The 17,898-nt window shown below is 74.4% G+C and carries 17 protein-coding genes; 6 read left to right on the plus strand and 11 right to left on the minus strand.

Annotated elements, in window-relative coordinates; genetic code table 11:
• The 9 genes from EAD98_RS21640 to EAD98_RS21675 all read right to left on the minus strand — a co-directional run.
• A partial coding sequence (locus EAD98_RS21640) for a bifunctional 2-polyprenyl-6-hydroxyphenol methylase/3-demethylubiquinol 3-O-methyltransferase UbiG (protein WP_121655881.1) occupies positions 1-364 on the minus strand: 364 nt, incomplete at its 3' end.
• Positions 365-373: 9 nt separating this feature from the next.
• The gene (locus tag EAD98_RS21645; protein ID WP_121655867.1) at positions 374-1,297 is read right to left on the minus strand and encodes a carbohydrate ABC transporter permease; all 924 of its coding nucleotides are present in this window, start codon (positions 1,295-1,297) and stop codon (positions 374-376) included.
• Positions 1,294-1,470 (minus strand): hypothetical protein, encoded by a 177-nt coding sequence (locus EAD98_RS31315; protein ID WP_199723488.1) that lies wholly within the window; start codon positions 1,468-1,470, stop codon positions 1,294-1,296. The genes EAD98_RS21645 and EAD98_RS31315 overlap by 4 nt, the downstream gene beginning before the upstream one ends.
• Positions 1,467-2,414, minus strand: a complete 948-nt coding sequence (locus tag EAD98_RS21650; protein WP_121655868.1) for a carbohydrate ABC transporter permease — start codon at positions 2,412-2,414, stop codon at positions 1,467-1,469. The genes EAD98_RS31315 and EAD98_RS21650 overlap by 4 nt, the downstream gene beginning before the upstream one ends.
• Before the next feature lie 6 nt (positions 2,415-2,420).
• Positions 2,421-3,770, minus strand: coding sequence for an extracellular solute-binding protein (locus EAD98_RS21655; RefSeq protein WP_121655869.1), 1,350 nt, complete (start codon positions 3,768-3,770; stop codon positions 2,421-2,423).
• A 92-nt stretch (positions 3,771-3,862) separates the two neighbouring features.
• On the minus strand, positions 3,863-7,231 hold the full coding sequence (locus EAD98_RS21660) for an error-prone DNA polymerase (RefSeq protein ID WP_121655870.1): 3,369 nt from the start codon (positions 7,229-7,231) through the stop codon (positions 3,863-3,865).
• Between the two features lie 201 nt (positions 7,232-7,432).
• Positions 7,433-8,995: a DNA polymerase Y family protein gene (locus EAD98_RS21665; protein WP_121655871.1), complete on the minus strand. Its 1,563-nt coding sequence runs from the start codon at positions 8,993-8,995 to the stop codon at positions 7,433-7,435.
• Positions 8,992-9,738, minus strand: coding sequence for a hypothetical protein (locus tag EAD98_RS21670; protein ID WP_121655872.1), 747 nt, complete (start codon positions 9,736-9,738; stop codon positions 8,992-8,994). Before EAD98_RS21670 ends, EAD98_RS21665 begins: the two co-directional genes overlap by 4 nt.
• Before the next feature lie 100 nt (positions 9,739-9,838).
• Positions 9,839-10,288 (minus strand): SAV_6107 family HEPN domain-containing protein, encoded by a 450-nt coding sequence (locus EAD98_RS21675; RefSeq protein ID WP_121655873.1) that lies wholly within the window; start codon positions 10,286-10,288, stop codon positions 9,839-9,841.
• Between the two features lie 466 nt (positions 10,289-10,754).
• Here EAD98_RS21675 and EAD98_RS21680 point away from each other — a divergent pair, with 466 nt between their 5' ends.
• The 6 genes from EAD98_RS21680 (at position 10,755) to EAD98_RS21705 (ending at position 16,071) form a co-directional block, all read left to right on the plus strand.
• Positions 10,755-11,243, plus strand: a complete 489-nt coding sequence (locus EAD98_RS21680; protein ID WP_121655874.1) for a YbaK/EbsC family protein — start codon at positions 10,755-10,757, stop codon at positions 11,241-11,243.
• Between the two features lie 98 nt (positions 11,244-11,341).
• The gene (locus EAD98_RS21685; RefSeq protein ID WP_121655882.1) at positions 11,342-12,061 is read left to right on the plus strand and encodes a monooxygenase; all 720 of its coding nucleotides are present in this window, start codon (positions 11,342-11,344) and stop codon (positions 12,059-12,061) included.
• Complete coding sequence (locus EAD98_RS21690; RefSeq protein WP_121655875.1) at positions 12,058-12,609, plus strand: GNAT family N-acetyltransferase; 552 nt, start codon at positions 12,058-12,060, stop codon at positions 12,607-12,609. The genes EAD98_RS21685 and EAD98_RS21690 overlap by 4 nt, the downstream gene beginning before the upstream one ends.
• The gene (locus tag EAD98_RS21695; protein ID WP_121655876.1) at positions 12,606-13,448 is read left to right on the plus strand and encodes a carotenoid biosynthesis protein; all 843 of its coding nucleotides are present in this window, start codon (positions 12,606-12,608) and stop codon (positions 13,446-13,448) included. Before EAD98_RS21690 ends, EAD98_RS21695 begins: the two co-directional genes overlap by 4 nt.
• A complete protein-coding gene (locus tag EAD98_RS21700; RefSeq protein WP_121655877.1) occupies positions 13,445-14,572 on the plus strand; it encodes a glycosyltransferase family 2 protein in 1,128 nt (375 codons plus the stop codon). Before EAD98_RS21695 ends, EAD98_RS21700 begins: the two co-directional genes overlap by 4 nt.
• A gap of 11 nt (positions 14,573-14,583) precedes the next feature.
• Complete coding sequence (locus EAD98_RS21705) at positions 14,584-16,071, plus strand: NAD(P)/FAD-dependent oxidoreductase (protein WP_121655878.1); 1,488 nt, start codon at positions 14,584-14,586, stop codon at positions 16,069-16,071.
• Positions 16,072-16,080: 9 nt separating this feature from the next.
• On the opposite strand, the gene EAD98_RS21710 is transcribed toward EAD98_RS21705, so the two are convergent.
• Positions 16,081-16,770: a CDP-alcohol phosphatidyltransferase family protein gene (locus EAD98_RS21710; protein ID WP_121655879.1), complete on the minus strand. Its 690-nt coding sequence runs from the start codon at positions 16,768-16,770 to the stop codon at positions 16,081-16,083.
• A gap of 44 nt (positions 16,771-16,814) precedes the next feature.
• Positions 16,815-17,732 (minus strand): methylenetetrahydrofolate reductase [NAD(P)H], encoded by a 918-nt coding sequence (metF, locus tag EAD98_RS21715; protein ID WP_121655880.1) that lies wholly within the window; start codon positions 17,730-17,732, stop codon positions 16,815-16,817.
• Positions 17,733-17,898: the final 166 nt, after the last annotated feature.

Consider the following 17,898-nt stretch of genomic DNA (forward strand, 5'->3'; position numbering starts at 1 on the left):
CCACCTCCAGCACGGCGTGGCAGAGCACCAGGTCGACGCCGGCCGGCTCGACCAGCCCCGCGAGGGCGTCCCCGTCGCCCTGCACGGCGGCGATCCGGTCGGCCACCCCGGCCTCGGCGGCCCGGCGGGTCAGCGCGGCCAGCGCGTCGGGGCTGGCGTCGACCACGGTGACGCGGTGCCCGGCGCGGGCCAGCGGGACGGCGAAACCGCCGGTGCCGCCGCCCACGTCCAGCACGGTGAGCTCGGCGTCGCCGCGCCGGTCCAGTTCGGCGCGGAGCACCGACCAGATCACGGCGGTACGGGGGGTCAGCGGCGGTCCGGTGAACCGGCCTCGGGTCTGCTCCACCCGGTCGAGCCTAGTCACCCGGTCCACTCAACCCTTGCGGCCGGTGGTGGCGATGCCCTCCACGAAGTGCCGCTGGGCCAGGAAGAACAGGATGATCATCGGCACGGTGGCCAGCACGCTCCCGGCGAGCACGATCTCCCACTGCTGCTCGCCGCCGTAGCCGAACCGGTCCAGCACCACCTTGAGCCCGCGCGGCAGCGTGTAGAGCTGCTCGTTGCGCAGGTAGATCAGCGGCTTGAGCAGGTCCGTCCAGCTGGCCTTGAACTCGAAGACGAAGGCGACCAGCAGCGCCGGCCGGATCAGCGGGAACGCCATCTTCCAGAACAACTGCGGGTAGCTCGCCCCGTCCACCCGGGCGGCCTCGAAGTACTCCCGGGGCAGCGAGAGCAGGAACTGCCGCAGCAGGAAGATGTAGAACGCCGAGCCGAACAGATTGCCCGCCCAGAGCGGCACCTGGGTGTCGGTCAAACCCAGATCCGACCAGATCAGGTACGTCGGGATCATGGTGACCGCGAACGGCAGCATCATGGTCGCCAGGACCAGCCCGAAGAGCAGGTTGCGGCCGGGGAAGCGGAAGTAGGCGAAGCCGAAGGCCACCCAGGCGCTGGAGAGGGTCACCGCCGCGGCGGCGGCCACGCCGACCACCACGCTGTTGCCGAACCAGGTCAGCAGCGGCACGGCGCTCCAGGCCTCGGCGTAGTTCTCCGGTGCGAACGGGACCGGCAGGAAGCCGGGGGCGAAGACGTACTCGCGGGGGCGCAGCGATGCGCTGACCAGCCAGACGAACGGCAGCATGAAGATGACCGCGGCGCCGACCAGCGCCGCCACGAAGAGCACCCGCTGCCAGACCGGCCGGCGGCCCTCACCGGCCGCCGACCGGGGCACCGTCGGCCGGGCCGGCGGAATGCCGGGCACCGGCGGAGCGGTGCCCCGCTCGACGGCGGCGGTCACGACTCGGCCCCAGCCGCCGGGTCCTCCTCGGCCCGGGACCGCCGAGCGTTGGCGACCGGGCCGTCGGTGAGCTCGTACTCGCGCGGCTCCAGGTGCTGCTCGGGCACCCAGCCGGCGGTCAGCCGGGTGCGTCGCGCGTTGGCCACGCCGTTGTGGCCGTTCATCCCCGTCACTTGTCTTCTCCCTCGTAGTACACGAACCGGTTGCTGAGTTTCACCTGTATCAGAGTGATGATCAAGATAATCACGAAGAGCAGCCAGGCCATCGCCGAGGCGAAGCCCATGTGCAGGAACTGGAACGCCTCCTGGAACAGGTGGATGACGTAGAAGCTCGCCGCGTCGCTGTTGAATGTGTTCTGGGTCTCCCGGTTGCCGAAGTACATGGTGTAGACCTCGGTGAACATCTGCAGCGACGCGATCGTGTTGACGATCAGCGTGAAGAACAGCGCCCCCGAGATCATCGGCAGGGTGACCGAACGGAACCGGGCCCAGGGGCCGGCGCCGTCGATGGAGGCCGCCTCGTACAGGTCACGGGGCACGTTCTGCAACGCGGCCAGGTAGATGATCACCGTGGAGCCGAGGCTCCACAGGCTCATCAGGATGATGCCCGGCATCACCCAGCCCGGGTCGGTGGTCCAGCTCGGACCGTCGATCCCGACCAGGCCGAGCGCCCGGTTGATCAGGCCGTCCTGGGTGTTGAGCAGCAACAGGAACAGGATCCCGACCGCCACCGCCGGGGTCATCACCGGCAGGTAGAAGACGGTGCGGAAGAAGCCCTGCAACCGGCCGACCCGCTTGAGCAGCAGCGCCAGGCCCAGCGAGATCACCATCACCAGCGGTACGTGCAACGCCGTGTAGTAGACGGTGTTGCCCAGGCTGCGGGCCACCGCCGGGTCACTCATCAGCTCCCGGTAGTTGTCCAGCCCGGTGTACTCCGGCGGATTGATCACGTCGTACTCGGTGAAGCTCAACCAGAGGCTGGCGATCATCGGCCCCGCGTAGAAGACCAGGAACCCGACGATCCACGGCGCCAGGAAGAGGTACGCCCAGCGCGCCTCCCGCCGGGCCAGCGGCGTACGGCGGCGCCGGCCCGGTGCGGGAGCGGTGACGGTGGCCATCGCGGGCTACTTCGCGGCCTTGTCCAGCGCGGCGGTGGCCTCCTGCTGGGCCCGCCGCAGCGCCTGCGCGGGCTGCTCCTGGCCGGCGAGCACCCGGTTGACCGCGTCGTAGTACGCCTTGTCGAACTCGGCGCCGGCCGGCGAGGCGGGCAGCGCGAACGCGGCGTCCTGCACCGAACGGATGGTGGCCACGGCGTCGTCGAAGCGCTTGTTGCCGGTCGGCTGGTACAGCTCCTCGAAGATCTTCCGGTCGGCGTCGGTGTTGGCGGTGTAGATGCCGGTGAACGGCAGGCCGGCGCTCTTGCGGGCGTCCGCCCGGGCCTTCGCGGCGGCCATCCAGGTGTCGGTGGCGGTCATCTGCTTGACGAACGCGCACGCCGCGTCCGGGTTCTTCGCGCCCTTGGTGATCACCCAGGCCTGCCCGCCGGACTGGGTCAGCGGCTTGCCCTGCCGGTCCACGAACGGCTTGACCACCAGCTCGGCGTTCGGGCTGTTCTTCGCGGCCTGGTTGAGGAACCACTCCTCCATCGGCCACGCCACGATCTGGTTCTTCGACAGCGGATTCTGTGCGCCGAAGAAGTCGAAGGTGTCCCGGAACGACTTGAACCTGCCCCACCCGCCCTGCTGCTGGATCAGGTTGACACCGGTGGTGAGTGCCTCGATCACCCTGGGGTCGTCCAGCCGGGGGGTGCGGCCGTCGGCGGAGAGCATGTCGACGCCGTTGGCCTTGGCCCACATCGGCAGGAACTCGGGGATCTTCGGGTCGATGCCGATCCGGGAGAGCCGGTTGCCGGAGACCGAGGCCAGCTTGGCGTTGAGCCCGGGCAGCGCGGCCCAGTCGGCCAGGTTCACCTGCTCGGCGGTCATCCCGGCCTGCTTGAGCAGCCCCTCGTTCAGGTAGACCACCCGCACGGTGGAGAACTCCGGAATGCCGTAGACGGTGTCGTCCAGGGTGACCTGGGCTCGGGCGGCGGGCCGGTACTGGTCCAGGTTGATGTCCTGCTTCTTGACGCAGTCGGTCAGCGGCTGGATCGAGCCGCGCTTGGCGTACGTGCCGATCAGCTTGCGGTCCATGTAGACCAGATCCGGTGGGTTCCCCGAGGCGACCGCGGAGAGGAACTGCTGCTCGTCGAAGGCGCCCTCGGTGACCTTCAGCTCGACGTCGGGGTGGTCCCGCTTGAACGCGTCGACGCGGGTGGTCGCGATCTCGTCGGAGAAACCGAACCCCATGGTGCTGAGCGCGCCCCGGGTGGCGGTGCCGCCCCCCGCGTCGCTGCCGCCGCCGACTCCCCCGCACGCGCTGAGCGCCAGGGCGAGCACCCCGGCGAGCGCGGTCGACCCCAGTTTCCGTGACATGAGACCTCCCCGAACCGATGCGGGCCACCTTGCCCGCGACCTGCACTTCTCCCCAGCCGGATTTCTTAAACGTGCGGATCCGATGCCGTCGATCAACGGAAGTCACGGGAGGCGGGGCTGACCGGTGGCTCAATGGCGTCCAGCCGGTCGGCAACGAGGTTGGTCACCCCCTCGTGCCGTTGCAGCCGTCCCCGGACCACCAGCGCGGCGCTGGTCCGGGCCACCCGCCGGTAGCGCTGCCACAGCCCCGGCGAGCAGGTGACGTTGAGCATCCCCGTCTCGTCCTCCAGGTTGAGGAAGGTGACCCCACCCGCGGTCGCCGGGCGCTGCCGGTGGGTGACGATGCCGCCGACCCGGATCCGCTGCCCGGGGTCCACCCGGCCCAGCCGGGCGATCGGCACCGCGCCGAGCACGTCGAGCTGCCCCCGGATGAACCGGGCCGGATGGCTCTCCGGCGACAGCCCGGTGGCCCACACGTCGGCGACCAGCCGGTCCACCGCCTCCATCCCGGGCAGCGTGGGCGCCGCCGCGCCGGTCACCGTGCCGGGCAGCCGGCCCGGCCGGTCCTGAGCCGCCGCGCCGGCGGCCCAGAGCGCCTCCCGCCGGGTCAGCCCGAAACAGGCGAAGGCGTCCGCGGTGGCCAGCGCCTCCAGCTGCGCGGCGGTGAGACCGACCCGCCGGGCCAGGTCCGGCATGTCCCGGTACGGCCCACCGGTCGCCCGTTCGGCCTCGATCCGCTCGGCCACCTCGGCGCCGAGGGTCCGCACGCCGGACAGCCCGAGCCGGACCGCCGGGCCACCCAGCCCCCAGGCGTGCGGCGGCTCCCCCGGCCCGCTGCCCCACCGCGTGTCCGGGGTGGACTCCAGCACCGCCAGAGCCCCGCTGGCGTTGATGTCCGGGCGGCGTACCTCCACCCCGTGCCGGCGGGCGTCGTCCACCAGGGTCTGCGGGGAGTAGAAGCCCATCGGCTGGGCGTTCAGCAGCGCGGCCAGGAACGGCGCCGGGTGGTAACGCTTGAGCCAGGAGCTGGCGTAGACCAGGTAGGCGAAGCTCATCGCGTGGCTCTCCGGAAAGCCGTAGCTGGCGAACGCGGTGAGCTTTCGGTAGACGTCGTCGGCCAGCTCGCCGGTGATGCCCCGCTCGGCCATGCCGGCGTAGAGCCGGTCGGCGATACGGGTCATCCGCTCGACCGACCGTTTGGCGCCCATCGCCCGGCGCAGCTGGTCGGCCTCGGCCGCGTCGAAGCCGGCCAGGTCGATGGCGAGCTGCATCAACTGCTCCTGGAACAGCGGCACGCCCAGGGTCTTCTCCAGCGCGTTGCGCATCAGTGGGTGCGCGAAGGTCACCGGCTCCAGGCCGTTCTTGCGCCGGATGAACGGGTGCACCGAGCCGCCCTGGATCGGGCCGGGCCGGATCAGCGCCACCTCGACCACCAGGTCGTAGAACTCGCGGGGCTTGAGCCGGGGCAGGGTGGCCATCTGGGCTCGGCTCTCCACCTGGAACACACCGACCGAGTCCGCCCGGCAGAGCATGTCGTAGACCTCCGGGTCGTCCAGCGTCATGTCACCGAGGTCGAGCCGGGACCCGATCATGTCGTAGCCGTAGTGCAGCGCGGAGAGCATGCCGAGGCCGAGCAGGTCGAACTTGACCAGACCGACCGCGGCGCAGTCGTCCTTGTCCCACTGGAGCACGGTGCGCCCGGGCATCCGCCCCCACTCCACCGGGCAGACCTCGATCACCGGCCGGTCGCAGATCACCATGCCGCCGGAGTGGATGCCCAGGTGCCGGGGGAACGTCTGCAACTCGTTGGCGTACTCCACCACCTGCTCGGGGATGTCCTCGACGTCGACCGTGGCGACCGAGCCCCACCGGTCGATCTGCTTGCTCCAGGCGTCCTGCTGGCCGGGTGAGAAGCCGAACGCCTTGGCCACGTCCCGCACCGCCGACCGGGGCCGGTAGGAGATGACGTTGGCGACCTGGGCGGCGTGCTCCCGGCCGTAGCGGGTGTAGACGTGCTGGATCACCTCCTCCCGGCGGTCGGACTCGATGTCCACGTCGATGTCCGGCGGGCCGTCCCGCTCCGGTGCGAGGAAGCGCTCGAAGAGCAGCCGGTGCCGGACGGCGTCCACGTTGGTGATCCGCAGCGCGTAGCAGACCGCCGAGTTGGCCGCCGAGCCCCGACCCTGGCAGTAGATGTCCTGCTTCCGGCAGAACGCGACGATGTCGTAGACCACCAGGAAGTAGCCCGGGAAGCCCAGCTCCTCGATCATGTTCAGCTCGTGGTCGAGCTGCGCGTACGCCGTCGGGTGCGCCTGCGGGGGGCCGTAGCGCTCCCGGGCGCCGTCGGCGGTCAGCTTGCGCAGCCAGCTCATCTCGGTGTGCCCCGGCGGCACCGGGTACGCCGGCAGCTGCGGCGCGACCAGTTGGAGGTCGAAGGCCAGCTCGGCGCCGAACTCGGCGGCCCGGGCCACCGCGCCCGGATACGCGGCGAACCGGGCCGCCATCTCCGCGCCGCTGCGCAGGTGGGCGGTGGCCGCCGCGGGCAGCCAGCCGTCGATCTCGTCCAGGCTGCGTCGGGCCCGGACGGCGGCGACGGTGGTGGCCAGCCGCCGCCGGCCGGGGCTGGCGTAGTGCACGTTGTTGCTGGCCACCGTCGGCAGCCCGGCCGCGGCGGCCAGGTCGGCGAGCGCGTCGTTGCGGTCGGCGTCGACGGGGTGGCCGTGGTCGGTCAGCTCCACCGCCACCGTCTCGGCGCCGAAGAGCGCGGTCAGCCGGTCCAGCTCACGGGCCGCCGCGTCCACCCCCTCGGTGAGCAGCGCCGCCGGCACGTGCCCCTTGCGGCAGCCGGTCAGCACCAGCACGTGGTCGCGCAGCTCGGCGGCGACCTCCTCCAGCTCCCCGTAGACCGGCCGGCCCTTCTCCCCGCCGCGCAGCTGGGCGCGGGCGATGGTGGTGGCCAGCCGGGCGTACCCCTCGTGGCCGTGCGCGAGCACCAGCAGGTGCGCGCCGTGCGGGTCGGGCTCGCCGTTCTGCGGCCCGGGCAGCCCGAGGGAGAGCTCCGCGCCGAAGATGGTCGGCAGGGCCAGCGCGCGGGCCGCCTCGGCGAAGCGGACCACCCCGTAGAAGCCGTCGTGGTCGGTGACGGCGAGTGCGGTCAGCCCCAGCCGGGCCGCCTCCTCGGCCAGCTCCTCCGGATGGCTGGCGCCGTCGAGGAAGCTGAAGTTGGTGTGCGCGTGCAGCTCCGCGTAGGGCACCACGCCGTCGGGGCGGGTCAGCTCCGGCGGCTGGTACTGCTCGCGCCGGCGGCTCCAGGCCGGGGAGTCCCCGCCGTCGGCGTCCACGGCGAGCGGATCCACCACGTGCAGGTGCCGATCGCCCCGGCTCCCCCGCTTGTCGTCGGCCCGCCCGGAGAGCACCCGCTCCAGATCCGACCAGGGCATCTTCGGGTTGTGGAAGCTCATCCGGCCGCCCCCACGGGTGGCCGGCGGAGCCCGACGGCCGGCTCCGGCGGCGAGAGGATCGGTGAGCGGTATACCTGAGAGTCATAAATATGCCGGACAGTCATATCGCTCGCCGGGGCAGCCGCCCCCGGCATGCGGCGGACCGACCGGTCGGGCACGCCAGCTCCGCGGCGAAACCGCCCCGGACCGGACAGGACCAGCTCAGTCATAGATCGCCTCCACCAGCCACTGCCCGGCCTCGACGGCGAGCAGCAGGGCGGTGCCGTCGGCCAGGCCGATCTGGAACCGGGCCCGGCGGTGGGCCTCCGCCGGCACCCACCAGCGCTCGTCCACCGGCCACGGCCCGGCCCAGCCGACGATCTCCGCCGGCCGGCCGGTGCCGACCAGCAGCCGTGCGGGTGGGGCGCTCACCGCCAACCGGGCGCTGACCACCACCGGCTCGCCGGCAGCGTCCTGCACGGTCGCCACGAGCGGGCTGGCCAGCACCACCGCCGGCGCGGGCGCGGGGAGCCGGCCGGGCCAGGGCGGGGCACCGGCGCGGGCAGGGAGCCGCTCGTCGCCCCACGGCACCAGTCGCACCTGGTCAGCCGGGGAACGCCCGCCACCGAGCACCGCGGTGACCACCGCCTCCGGGCCGAGGATGCCCTGCACCCGGCTCAACGCCCGGTGCGCCCGCTCCCGCTCCTCACCGGCCTCCCCCCAGAGGCCGGACTGAAGGCCGGCCTGGGCGATCACCCCGTCCGGGACCAGCCGCAGCCGGATGATGCCGGCCGTCGGCCGGGCCGGGCGGGCACCGGCCCGGCCGTTGCTGCCGGAGAGCCAACCGTCGAGCTGCCAGCGCACCCGGTCGGCGATGGCCGCTGCGGTGAGCAGGCCGTCGTGCCGCCACACGCGGTGCAGCTCCTGCCCGTGCGCGGTGACCGCCTCGATGCCGAGCCGGGTGCAGGCCAGCCCGTGCCCGGCCAGCCGGTCGTGCAGTTGCTCGGCCAGCGCGCGGGCGGCGAACGCCGCCGCGTCGACCCGGTCGATCGGCTCGTCGTGCTCGGCGGTCACCGTCAGGTCGGCCGGCGGCTGCCGGACGGCGAGCGGGCGATGGTCCCGTCCGGCGGCCAGCCGGTGGGCCAGCGCGCCGTCGAACCCGAACCGGGCCAGCACGTCGCCGGCCGGCAACGCGGCGAAGTCGCCGAGGGTCCGCACCCCCAGCCGGCGCAGCAGGTCGGCCAGCGCCGACCGGCCGAGCGCCTCGACCGGCAGCCCGGCCAGGAACTCCGGGGTCCCGCCCGGCGCCACCACCCGGCCGGCTCGGGCGGCCAGCCCTGCGGCGAAGACCCCGTCGGCGATGCCGACCTGGCTCTCCACCAGACACGACTGGGCGACGTGCTCGATGATCCGCTCGGCGGCCGCCTCCTCACCGCCGAGGTAACGGCTCGGGCCCCGGGCGGCCACCGCACAGGCTCCGGGGCGGACCACCTCGACGCCGGCGACCAGCTCCTCCACCGCGGCGACCACCGGCTCGAACGCCCGGGCGTCCCGGCCGGGGTCGTACTCCACGACGGTGAGCTGTGGGCAGCGGCCCTGCGCCTCCCGCTTGCGCAACCCTCGGCGCACCCCCTCGGCGCGGGCCCGCTCGGAGCAGGCGACCACCCGGTTGGCGTGCAGCACAGCGACCGGGCCGGTGGCCGGCACCCCGTCGACGATCTCGGCGGCGAGCACCGGCCAGTCCGGGCACCACAGCAGCAGGGTCCGCACCGGCGAGCCGGTCACGCGGGACCGACCAGGGTGAGCGCGCCCTGGCGGACGGCGGGCGACACGGCCGGTCGGGCCACGGTCGACGGCACCGTACGAGGAATCACCCGGGTGAGCTCGTCACCGGGGAGCCAGACCTTGATCTCCTTGGGTCGGGCGGCCGCCCCGCGCCCGCGCGCCGAGACGGTGACCTCCCGGCGGCGCAGCCGGCCCCGGCCCGACCCGAGCCCTTCCCAGACCCCGCGGACCACCTGCAACGTCACGTCCGCGCCGTCCCACCGGCCGTACGGGACGAGCACACTGCCACGCTGCCGGGCCCGGGCGGCCAACCGGGTGGCGACCGAGGCGGAGACCGTGGCCGGCACGGCGGTGACCACGACGTCCACACCGTCGATCAGCGCGGCGACCACGGTGGCCCACTCGGGACCGGGGTTCGGCACCAGGGCCAGCCGGTCCAGGGCGATGCCCAACTCCGCGGCCGCGCCCGCGCCGAACGTCGGCACCCCGACCACGGCACACCACGAGCCGGCCCGGGACGCCTCGGCGAGCAGGGCCAGCACCAGCGAGGTGCCGCCGCTGCGCCGGGGTTGGCCGACGGCGACCGCGATGGTGCTGCCCCGGCGCAGGCCCCGGTTGGGCAGCAGGCCGGTCAGCTCGGGTGCCACCGGCAGCACCCGGTGACCGCCGACCGGGTCGGGTGCGCTCGCCGGGTGCACCAGATCGGCCAGTGCGGCGGAACCGACCACCATGCGGCCCGCCATTGGACCAACCCCCCGTCGTTGCTGTGGATCAGATCAGGACCGGCACGCCGGACACCGGCCGCCCGACTCCCCCCGCCGGGCGGCCGGTGTCACGGCGGGATCATGCGGCGAGGCCGTCCAGGGCCGGCTGGTGAGCCACGCCGAGCGCGGTCTCCACCACCGTGACGAACTGTTCGGCCGCACGGAGCAGGTCGTCGGCCTCCCGGGCGCTGACCACCCGGGGGATGCCGGCCTCGGCGGCGGCCCGCTTGCCGGCGCCCGCGGCGAAGAACCGGGCCCACTCGTCGAGCTCGGGGGCGACGGCGCAGAGCAGGACCCAGACGCTGGTGATCCGGTTGCGCCGGCTCGGCGCGGGTCGGGCACGGGCGGCGAGCAGTGCGGCCGCCGCGCGCAGCGCCGCCAGGTGGGCGGCCGCGTAGCGCAGGCCGTCGGGTCGGGTCTGGCCGGCTTCGGCCAACCCGAGCCGGGCCAACGTGAGGAGCTGGGCGGGGGTGCGGTGCGGCAGCACGTGCGCCGGCACCGTCGGTGCCTGAGCCGGGTTGGACGGCATGGGACTGTCTCCTCCACGTGGCCGGGGCGTCGCCCTCGGCGCGCTGGTGCCGCCGGTGGGATGCCGAGGTCGGGTGGTGCGGAGGAAGACGCACCGGGTGTGGCCGGCCGGGTGTGGATGCTTCCCCACACCACACCCGGCCGGCGTACCGGCGGGTTCGTCGCCCGCCGCCCGGGGGTCGTGGGCGGCGGGCGACGCTCCTGCCTGTCGGGACCGGGCTCGCGACTGCCCGGAAACCCAGGTGCGGCCCGCGGAGCCGCACCGGCCAGAGCTGGCGCCGCGAAACACCGCGCTCCGGCTGGTTGGAACGGGCGTTCGAGGCAATCGAACACTCGTTCTAACTGCTGCTGACAGTACACCTCCCCTCCGACGAAAATGCAACGTGTGGCGCGCCGCCATCCGCGAACTGGCCGGCTGCGGCGTGGCCGGCTGAACCCGCCGCCGGCGGACCGGGAAGAATGGCGGGATGCAGCCACACCCGAACGTACGGGCGGTGCAGGACGCGCTGGAAGGCTCCGGCGCGCTCGACGGCGCCGGCCAGCCCAGCACGGTCCGCCTGCTGCCCGACGCGGTGCACACCGCCGCGGCGGCCGCCGAGGCGCTCGGCGTCCAGGTCGGCCAGATCGCCAACTCGCTCATCTTCGACGCGGACGACGCGCCGCTGCTCGTGCTCACCTCCGGCGCGCACCGGGTGGACACCGCCGGCCTGGCCGCGTCGATCGGGGTCACCCGGCTGCGCCGGGCCACCCCCGAGTTCGTCCGGACGCACACCGGGCAGCCGATCGGCGGGGTCGCCCCGCTCGGGCACCCACGACCGCTGCGCACCCTGGTGGACACCGCGCTGGCGGCGTACCCGGAGATCTGGGCCGCGGGCGGCGTACCGCAGGCGGTCTTCCCGACCACCTACGCCGAGCTGCTGCGGGTCACCGCCGGCACCCCGGCCGAGGTGGCGTGAGCGAGCGGACCAGCGGGCACAGCAGCGATGCGCTCGCGCCGCCGGGGAGCGGTGGCGTAAGCGAGCGAACCAGCGGGCACCGCAGCGCCGTTCCGGACCTGGTCACCCTGCACGTGTGGCGGACCTCCCGCGGCGCGCTGCCCCGGGCGCTGACCCGGATGGCGGTGGACCCGGGCCGGCTGCGCGCCCTGCCGGGCGTCCGGTTCGGCAAGCTGCTGGGCACCGGGACGGGCACCAGCTTCGGGCCGGGTGACGCCGACCTGACCCGGTGGGCGGCGCTGACCGTCTGGGACTCGCCCGAAGCGGCGGCCGGCTTCGACGACTCGCCGGTCGGCAGTGCCTGGGCGCGGATCGCCCGGGCTCACGCCCGGGTCGACCTGCGGCCGCTGAGCAGCCGGGGCGAATGGTCCGGTCAGCGGCCGTTCGGCGAGCCGCCGGGCGGCCGGGTCACCGGCCCGGTGCTGGCGCTGACCAGGGCCCGGCTGCGGGCCCGTCGGGCGACCACCTTCTGGCGGGCGGTCCCCCCGGTCGCCGCCGCCCTGCGCGACGCGCCGGGGCTGCTGGCCCGGTTCGGCGTCGGCGAGGCGCCGCTGGGCTGGCAGGGCACGGTGAGCGTGTGGCGTGATCCGGCGGACCTGGTGGCGTTCGCGTACCGTCACCCGGAGCACCGGGCGGCGATCATGCGAACCCCCACCGCGGGCTGGTACGCCGAGGAGCTGTTCGCACGGTTCGAGGTGCGCGGGGTGGTCGGCGACCGGACGGTGCTCGGATGGGTCGCCGACGGCGACCCGGGAACGGCGAAGGGTGAACGGGCATGAGGTTGGTGCGCTGGACGCCGGACGATCTCGTCCGACGGCTGGACGACGTGGTGGCCGTCTACGGCGAGGCGATGGGATACCGCACCGATCTGCTGGAGGCCCGGCGCGGCTACATCGCCACCCACGTCCGCCGGCCCGGGTTCCGGGCCGTGGCCAGCCTGACCAGCGAGGGTCACCTCGCCGGCTTCGGCTACGGCTACCTGGGCGGCCCCGGGCAGTGGTGGCACGACCAGGTGCACCGGGCGCTGGACGCCCCGACCCGGCAGCGCTGGCTCACCCACTGCTTCGAGGTGGTCGAGCTGCACGTCCGGCCGCCGGCGCAGGGGCACGGCCTGGGCGCCGGCCAGCTGCGTGCCCTGCTCACCATGGCCGAGGGAGCCACCACGCTGCTGTCCACCCCGGAGGCCGACGAGCAGACCTCGCGGGCCTGGCGGCTGTACCGGCGGTTCGGCTTCGTCGACGTCCTGCGCGACTTCCACTTCCCCGGCGACGAGCGGCCGTTCGGCGTGCTCGGCCGGGATCTGCCCCTCGAGCGCCCGGCGTCATGACCCGGCGGGGGATCTCCTGGGCGCTGCTCGCCGTCCTGGTGCTCGCCCAGATCTGCTACCCGCTGACCGCCGGCGCCACCCGGGCCGGGCTCACCGTGGCCACCGTCGTGCTCGGCTGGCTTCTCTCGGTCGGCCACGCGCTGCTCAGCCGAGGGCCCCGGGCGGCGGCGGCGCTGGTCGCCGTGGCCACCGGTGGCGGGTTCGCGATCGAGGCGATCGGGGTGGCCACCGGTGTGCCGTTCGGCAGCTACGACTACTCCGGCGAGCTCGGCCCGAAGCTGGCCGGGGTGCCACTGATCATCCCCCTGGCCTGGACCTGGATGGCCTGGCCGGCGTGGCTGGCGGCGGTCCGGCTGACCGGCGGCAGCATCGGCTCGCCGGCCCTGCGGCGGGTACGCCGCATCGCGCTGGCCACGCTGGGGCTGGCCACCTGGGACCTCTTCCTCGATCCGCAGATGGTGGCCGAGGGGTACTGGGTCTGGCGGAACGCCACCCCGGCGCTGCCCGGCCTGCCCGGCATCCCGGTCAGCAACTACCTGGGCTGGCTGCTCTTCGCGGTGCTGCTGATGAGCACGCTGCGCCCGCTGGCCGGCCCGGACGCCGACCGCACCGACCACCGGGATCACCCGATGATCGCGCTCTACCTGTGGACGTACTTCTCCAGCATCCTGGCCCACGCGGTCTTCCTCGACCTGCCCGCCTCGGCGCTCTGGGGCGCGGCCGGCATGTCGGTGACCGCCGTGCCGTTGGCGGTGATCCTGCTGCGCTCCCGCGGGGCCTCCGACGCCCACCGGGAGGGTCACCTGCCGCAGCGTCCCGGCGTCGACGCGACCCGATGATCGTCCTGTTCGCCCTGCTGCTCGCCGTCGCCGCGCTGACCGGCCACACCTGGGTCAACGCCTCGCGCTGGCTGCGCCGGCCCACCGACCGACCGGACGAGGTGGGCGAGCCGGTGGCCGTGCTGCTGCCGCTGCGGGACGAGGCCGCCCGGGTCACGCCCTGCCTGCGCGCCCTGCTCGCCCAGCGCGGCGTGCCCGGGCTACGCGTCGTGGTCCTCGACGACGGGTCCACCGACGGCACCGCCGACGTGGTCCGCGCGGTGGCCGGCGGCGACCCCCGGGTCACCCTGCTCACCGGGGTCGCCCCGCCGCCGGGCTGGCTGGGCAAGCCGCACGCCTGCTGGCAGCTGGCCACCCGGGCCGACCCGGCGGCCACCGCGCTGGTCTTCGTCGACGCCGACGTGGTGCTCGCCCCGCACGCCGTGGCGGCGGCCGTCACCGAGCTGCGCGCCGCGCGGGCGACGCTGCTGTCGCCGTACCCCCGGATCGTGGTGGCGACGGCGGCCGATCGGCTGGTGCAGCCGCTGTTGCAGTGGCTCTGGCTGACCTTCCTGCCGCTGCGCGCGATGGAGCGCTCGCCGCGACCGTCGCTGGCCGCGGCGGGCGGGCAGTTCCTGGTGCTGGACCGGGCCGGCTACACCGCCGCCGGCGGGCACGCCGCGGTCGCCGACAAGATCCTGGAGGACGTCGAGCTGGCCCGGGCGGTCAAGCGGGCCGGTGGGCGGATCGCCCTGGCCGACGGCTCCCGGCTGGCCACGTGTCGGATGTACGACGACTGGCCGCAGCTGCGCGACGGGTACTCGAAGTCGCTGTGGGCGTCGTTCGGGCACCCCGGCTCGGCGGCCGCCGTGGTGGCGTCGCTGCTGCTGCTCTACACCGCCCCGCCGCTGGTCGCGGTGGTGGCTCTGGCGGCCGGCGCGCCGGGGGTGGCCGCCGTGGGCCTGGTCGGTTACCTGCTCGGGGTGGCCGGACGGGTGCTCACCGCCCGGGCGACCGGCGGCCGGTGGTGGCCCGACGCGCTCGCACACCCCGTGTCGGTCGTGGTCCTCGGTTGGCTGACGCTGCGGTCGTACCATCTGCGAAAGCGGCGCCGCCTGACCTGGCGGGGCCGCCCGGTCAGCTAGGAGGGCGCGGCATGGCGCGGATCGTGGTCGTCGGCGCCGGGGTGGGTGGCCTCGCCACCGCCGCCCGGCTGGCCGCCACCGGGCACCAGGTGACCGTCCTGGAGCGGGCCGACACGGTCGGCGGCAAGCTGGGGCGGTACGTGCACGACACCCCGGCCGGGTCGTTCCACTTCGACACCGGGCCGAGCCTGCTCACCCTGCCCGAGGTCTTCCACGACCTGTTCGAGGCGACCGGGGCGAAGCTCGACGAGTACCTGGACCTGGCCCCGCTGGACCCGATCGTCCGGCACGTCTTTCCCGGCGGCGGCCCGGCGCTGGACTCCTGCGCCGATCCGGTGGAGTTCGCCGCCCGGATCGGGGCCGCCTTCGGTGACCGGGCGGCGGCCGACTGGCAACGGCTGTGGCGCCGGGCCGCGCGGGTGTGGCACGCCTCCTCGCGGGACATCCTGCGCCGTACCGTCGACTCCCCCCGCGACCTCGCGTCGCTGGCCTGGCGGGTCGGCGACCTGGCCGCCATCGCCCCCGGCCGCACCCTGCGCGGGCTGGGCCGCCGGCACCTGTCCGACCCTCGACTGCGGATGCTGCTGGACCGGTACGCCACCTACACCGGCGCCGACCCGCGCCGGGCGCCGGCGGCCCTGGTGGCGGTCCCGTACGCCGAGCTGACCTTCGGCGGCTGGTACCTGCGCGGGGGGCTGGGCACGCTCGCCGACGCGCTGCTGACGCGCTGCCTGGACCTCGGCGTGGTCGTGCAGACCGGCGCCACGGTGACCCGGATCGACGCCGCCGGCGGCCGGGTGCACGGGGTACGCCTCGCCGGCGTCACCGCCCCGGTGCCCGCCGATGTGGTGGTGGCCAACGTGGACGCGCTCACCGTCTACCGCGACCTGCTGCCGCACGCGCGCCGGCTGGCCGGGTTGGCCGACCGCAGCCTGGCCGGTTTCGTGCTGCTGCTCGGCGTCTCCGGCAGCACCGGGCTGGCGCACCACAACGTCTTCTTTCCGCGCGACTACGACGCGGAGTTCGACGCGGTCTTCGGCGACCCGGGGCGCGGCGTACGGGCCCGGCCGGCAGCCGACCCGACGGTGTTCGTCACCGTGGCCGACGACCCGGCGGCCCGCCCGGACGGGCACGAGGCGTGGTTCGTGCTGGTCAACGCCGCCCGGCAGGGCACGGCCGGTGGCGCGGTCGACTGGCGACGCCCGGGGCTGGCCGACGCGTACGCCGACCGGATCCTGGCGGTCCTGGCGGAGCGTGGCGTGGACGTCCGCGACCGGCTGCTGTTCCGCGAGGTCCGTACCCCGGCCGACCTGGACGCGGCGACCGGCGCGCCGGGTGGCTCGATCTACGGCACCGCCGGTGGGCTGCTCCGCCCGGCCAACCGGGGCCCGGCGCACGGGCTGTGGCTGGTGGGCGGCTCCAGCCACCCCGGCGGCGGGCTGCCGATGGTGACCCTTTCCGCGCAGATCGTCGCCGACGAGATCGGTCCCGCCTGGTAGGCGCGGGGGTCAGTCGGCGTCGAGCAGCGCGCGGCGGACGGTGGAGAGCAGCTGCCCCAGACCGAAGCCGGCCAGCAGCACCCACACCGCGGCCGCCATGGTGATGGTGCCGGCGGCCAGGTCCGGCTCGATCAGCCCGGCCAGCCCGGCGACCAGCAACCCGGCCAGCGCCACCGAGACCCGGGTGGGGCGTTCGCCCACGGTCACCGCGCCGATCTCGCGCATGCCGGCGGAGACCGCCCGGGCCCGGGTGTACTCGTGCAGCCAGGACAGCGCGCCGCCCGCGACCACCAGCGCGCCCGGCGCGCCGACCAGCCAGAACGCCAGCAGCCACGCCACCTCTCCGAGCCGGTCGGCCACGGAGTCGTAGACGTAGCCGAGCCGGGTGGTGCGGCCGGTGGCCACCGCCACCGCCCCGTCCACGCTGTCCGCCACGGCGGCGAGCAGCACGAACAGCGCGCCGAGGAACGGACCGTCCGCCTGCCGGGTCACCAGCAGCGGTACGCAGAAGCAGAGCAGCACCCCGGCCACGGTGACCGCCGTGGGGCTGACCCGCAGCCGGCCCAGCACGTACCCGACGTGGTACGCGAGCCGCAGCCAGGCGCGCACCACCGGCGCGGCCGTACGGGGGTCGAACCCGCCGTGCAGCCGCGCCCACGCCGTGGCGTACTGGTCCCAGTTCAGCTGTGTGCCCACCACGGATCAACCGTCGTGCCGGGCGTCAGGTGTCGCGTGCCCTGCGATCACATCCGCGCGCCGACCTTGAGGTTCTGCCAGACCTCGCGGGTCGCGGTGGACCGGTTGAGGGTGATGAAGTGGATTCCCGGGACGCCCTCGTCCAGCAGCCGACGGGACATCTCGCTGGCCTGTTCGATGCCGAGCAGGCGGACCGCCTCCGGGTCGTCGGCGACCCGCTCGAAGCGCGCCGCGAGCGCCGGCGGGAAAGGCGCCCCGGACAGCTGCACGGACCGCTCGATGGTGCTGATCTGGGTCACCGGCATCACTCCGGCGAGGATCGGGGTGTCGCAGCCGGCGGCCGCCACCCGGTCACGCAGCCGCAGGTAGTCGTCGGCCTCGAAGAACATCTGTGTGATCGCGAACTCGGCGCCGGCCCGGCACTTGCGGACGAAGTGCGCGGTGTCGCTGGCCACGTCGGGTGAGCGGGGGTGCTTGTACGGGAAGGCCGCCACGCCCACGCTGAAGTCACCGGCGTCCCGCACGAGGCGTACCAGGTCCTCGGCGTAGTCCACGCCCTGGGGGTGGCGGACCCACTCGCCGCCGGGGTTGCCCGGCGGGTCGCCGCGCACCGCCAGCACGTTGCGCACCCCCACCCCGGCGAGCCGGCCGATCACGTGCCGCAGCTCGGCGACGGAGTGGTTGACCGCCGTCAGGTGGGCCATCGGCAGCAGCGTGGTGTCGGTGGCGATCCGCTCGGTGACCGACACGGTGGTGTCCCGGGTCGAGCCGCCCGCGCCGTAGGTGATCGACACGAACGACGGGCGCAGCGACTCCAGCTCGCGGATCGCCTGCCAGAGCAGCCGCTCCCCCGCCTCGGTCTTGGGCGGGAAGAACTCGAACGAGAAGGTCGGCTGACGGTCACGGATGAGCTCCCCGATCGCCGGCTGCGGATTGGGGAGTACCGAGGGAAGACCGAGCGCCACGACCCGACTCTAGCGGGCGGCGGCGGCACGCCCCAGGCGCTTCCCACGGCGTCCCACGGATCGACGGATCCGCGGGCGCGACCGATCGTCGGCGCCGCCCCGCGCGCCCCGGGCCGGTGGGCGGAAAGCCGTCGTACCCACGGGGTAGTAATGGGTGGCGCGGGCG

It is taken from the genome of Micromonospora sp. CV4, assembly GCF_003667455.1.
Lineage (GTDB): Bacteria > Actinomycetota > Actinomycetes > Mycobacteriales > Micromonosporaceae > Micromonospora.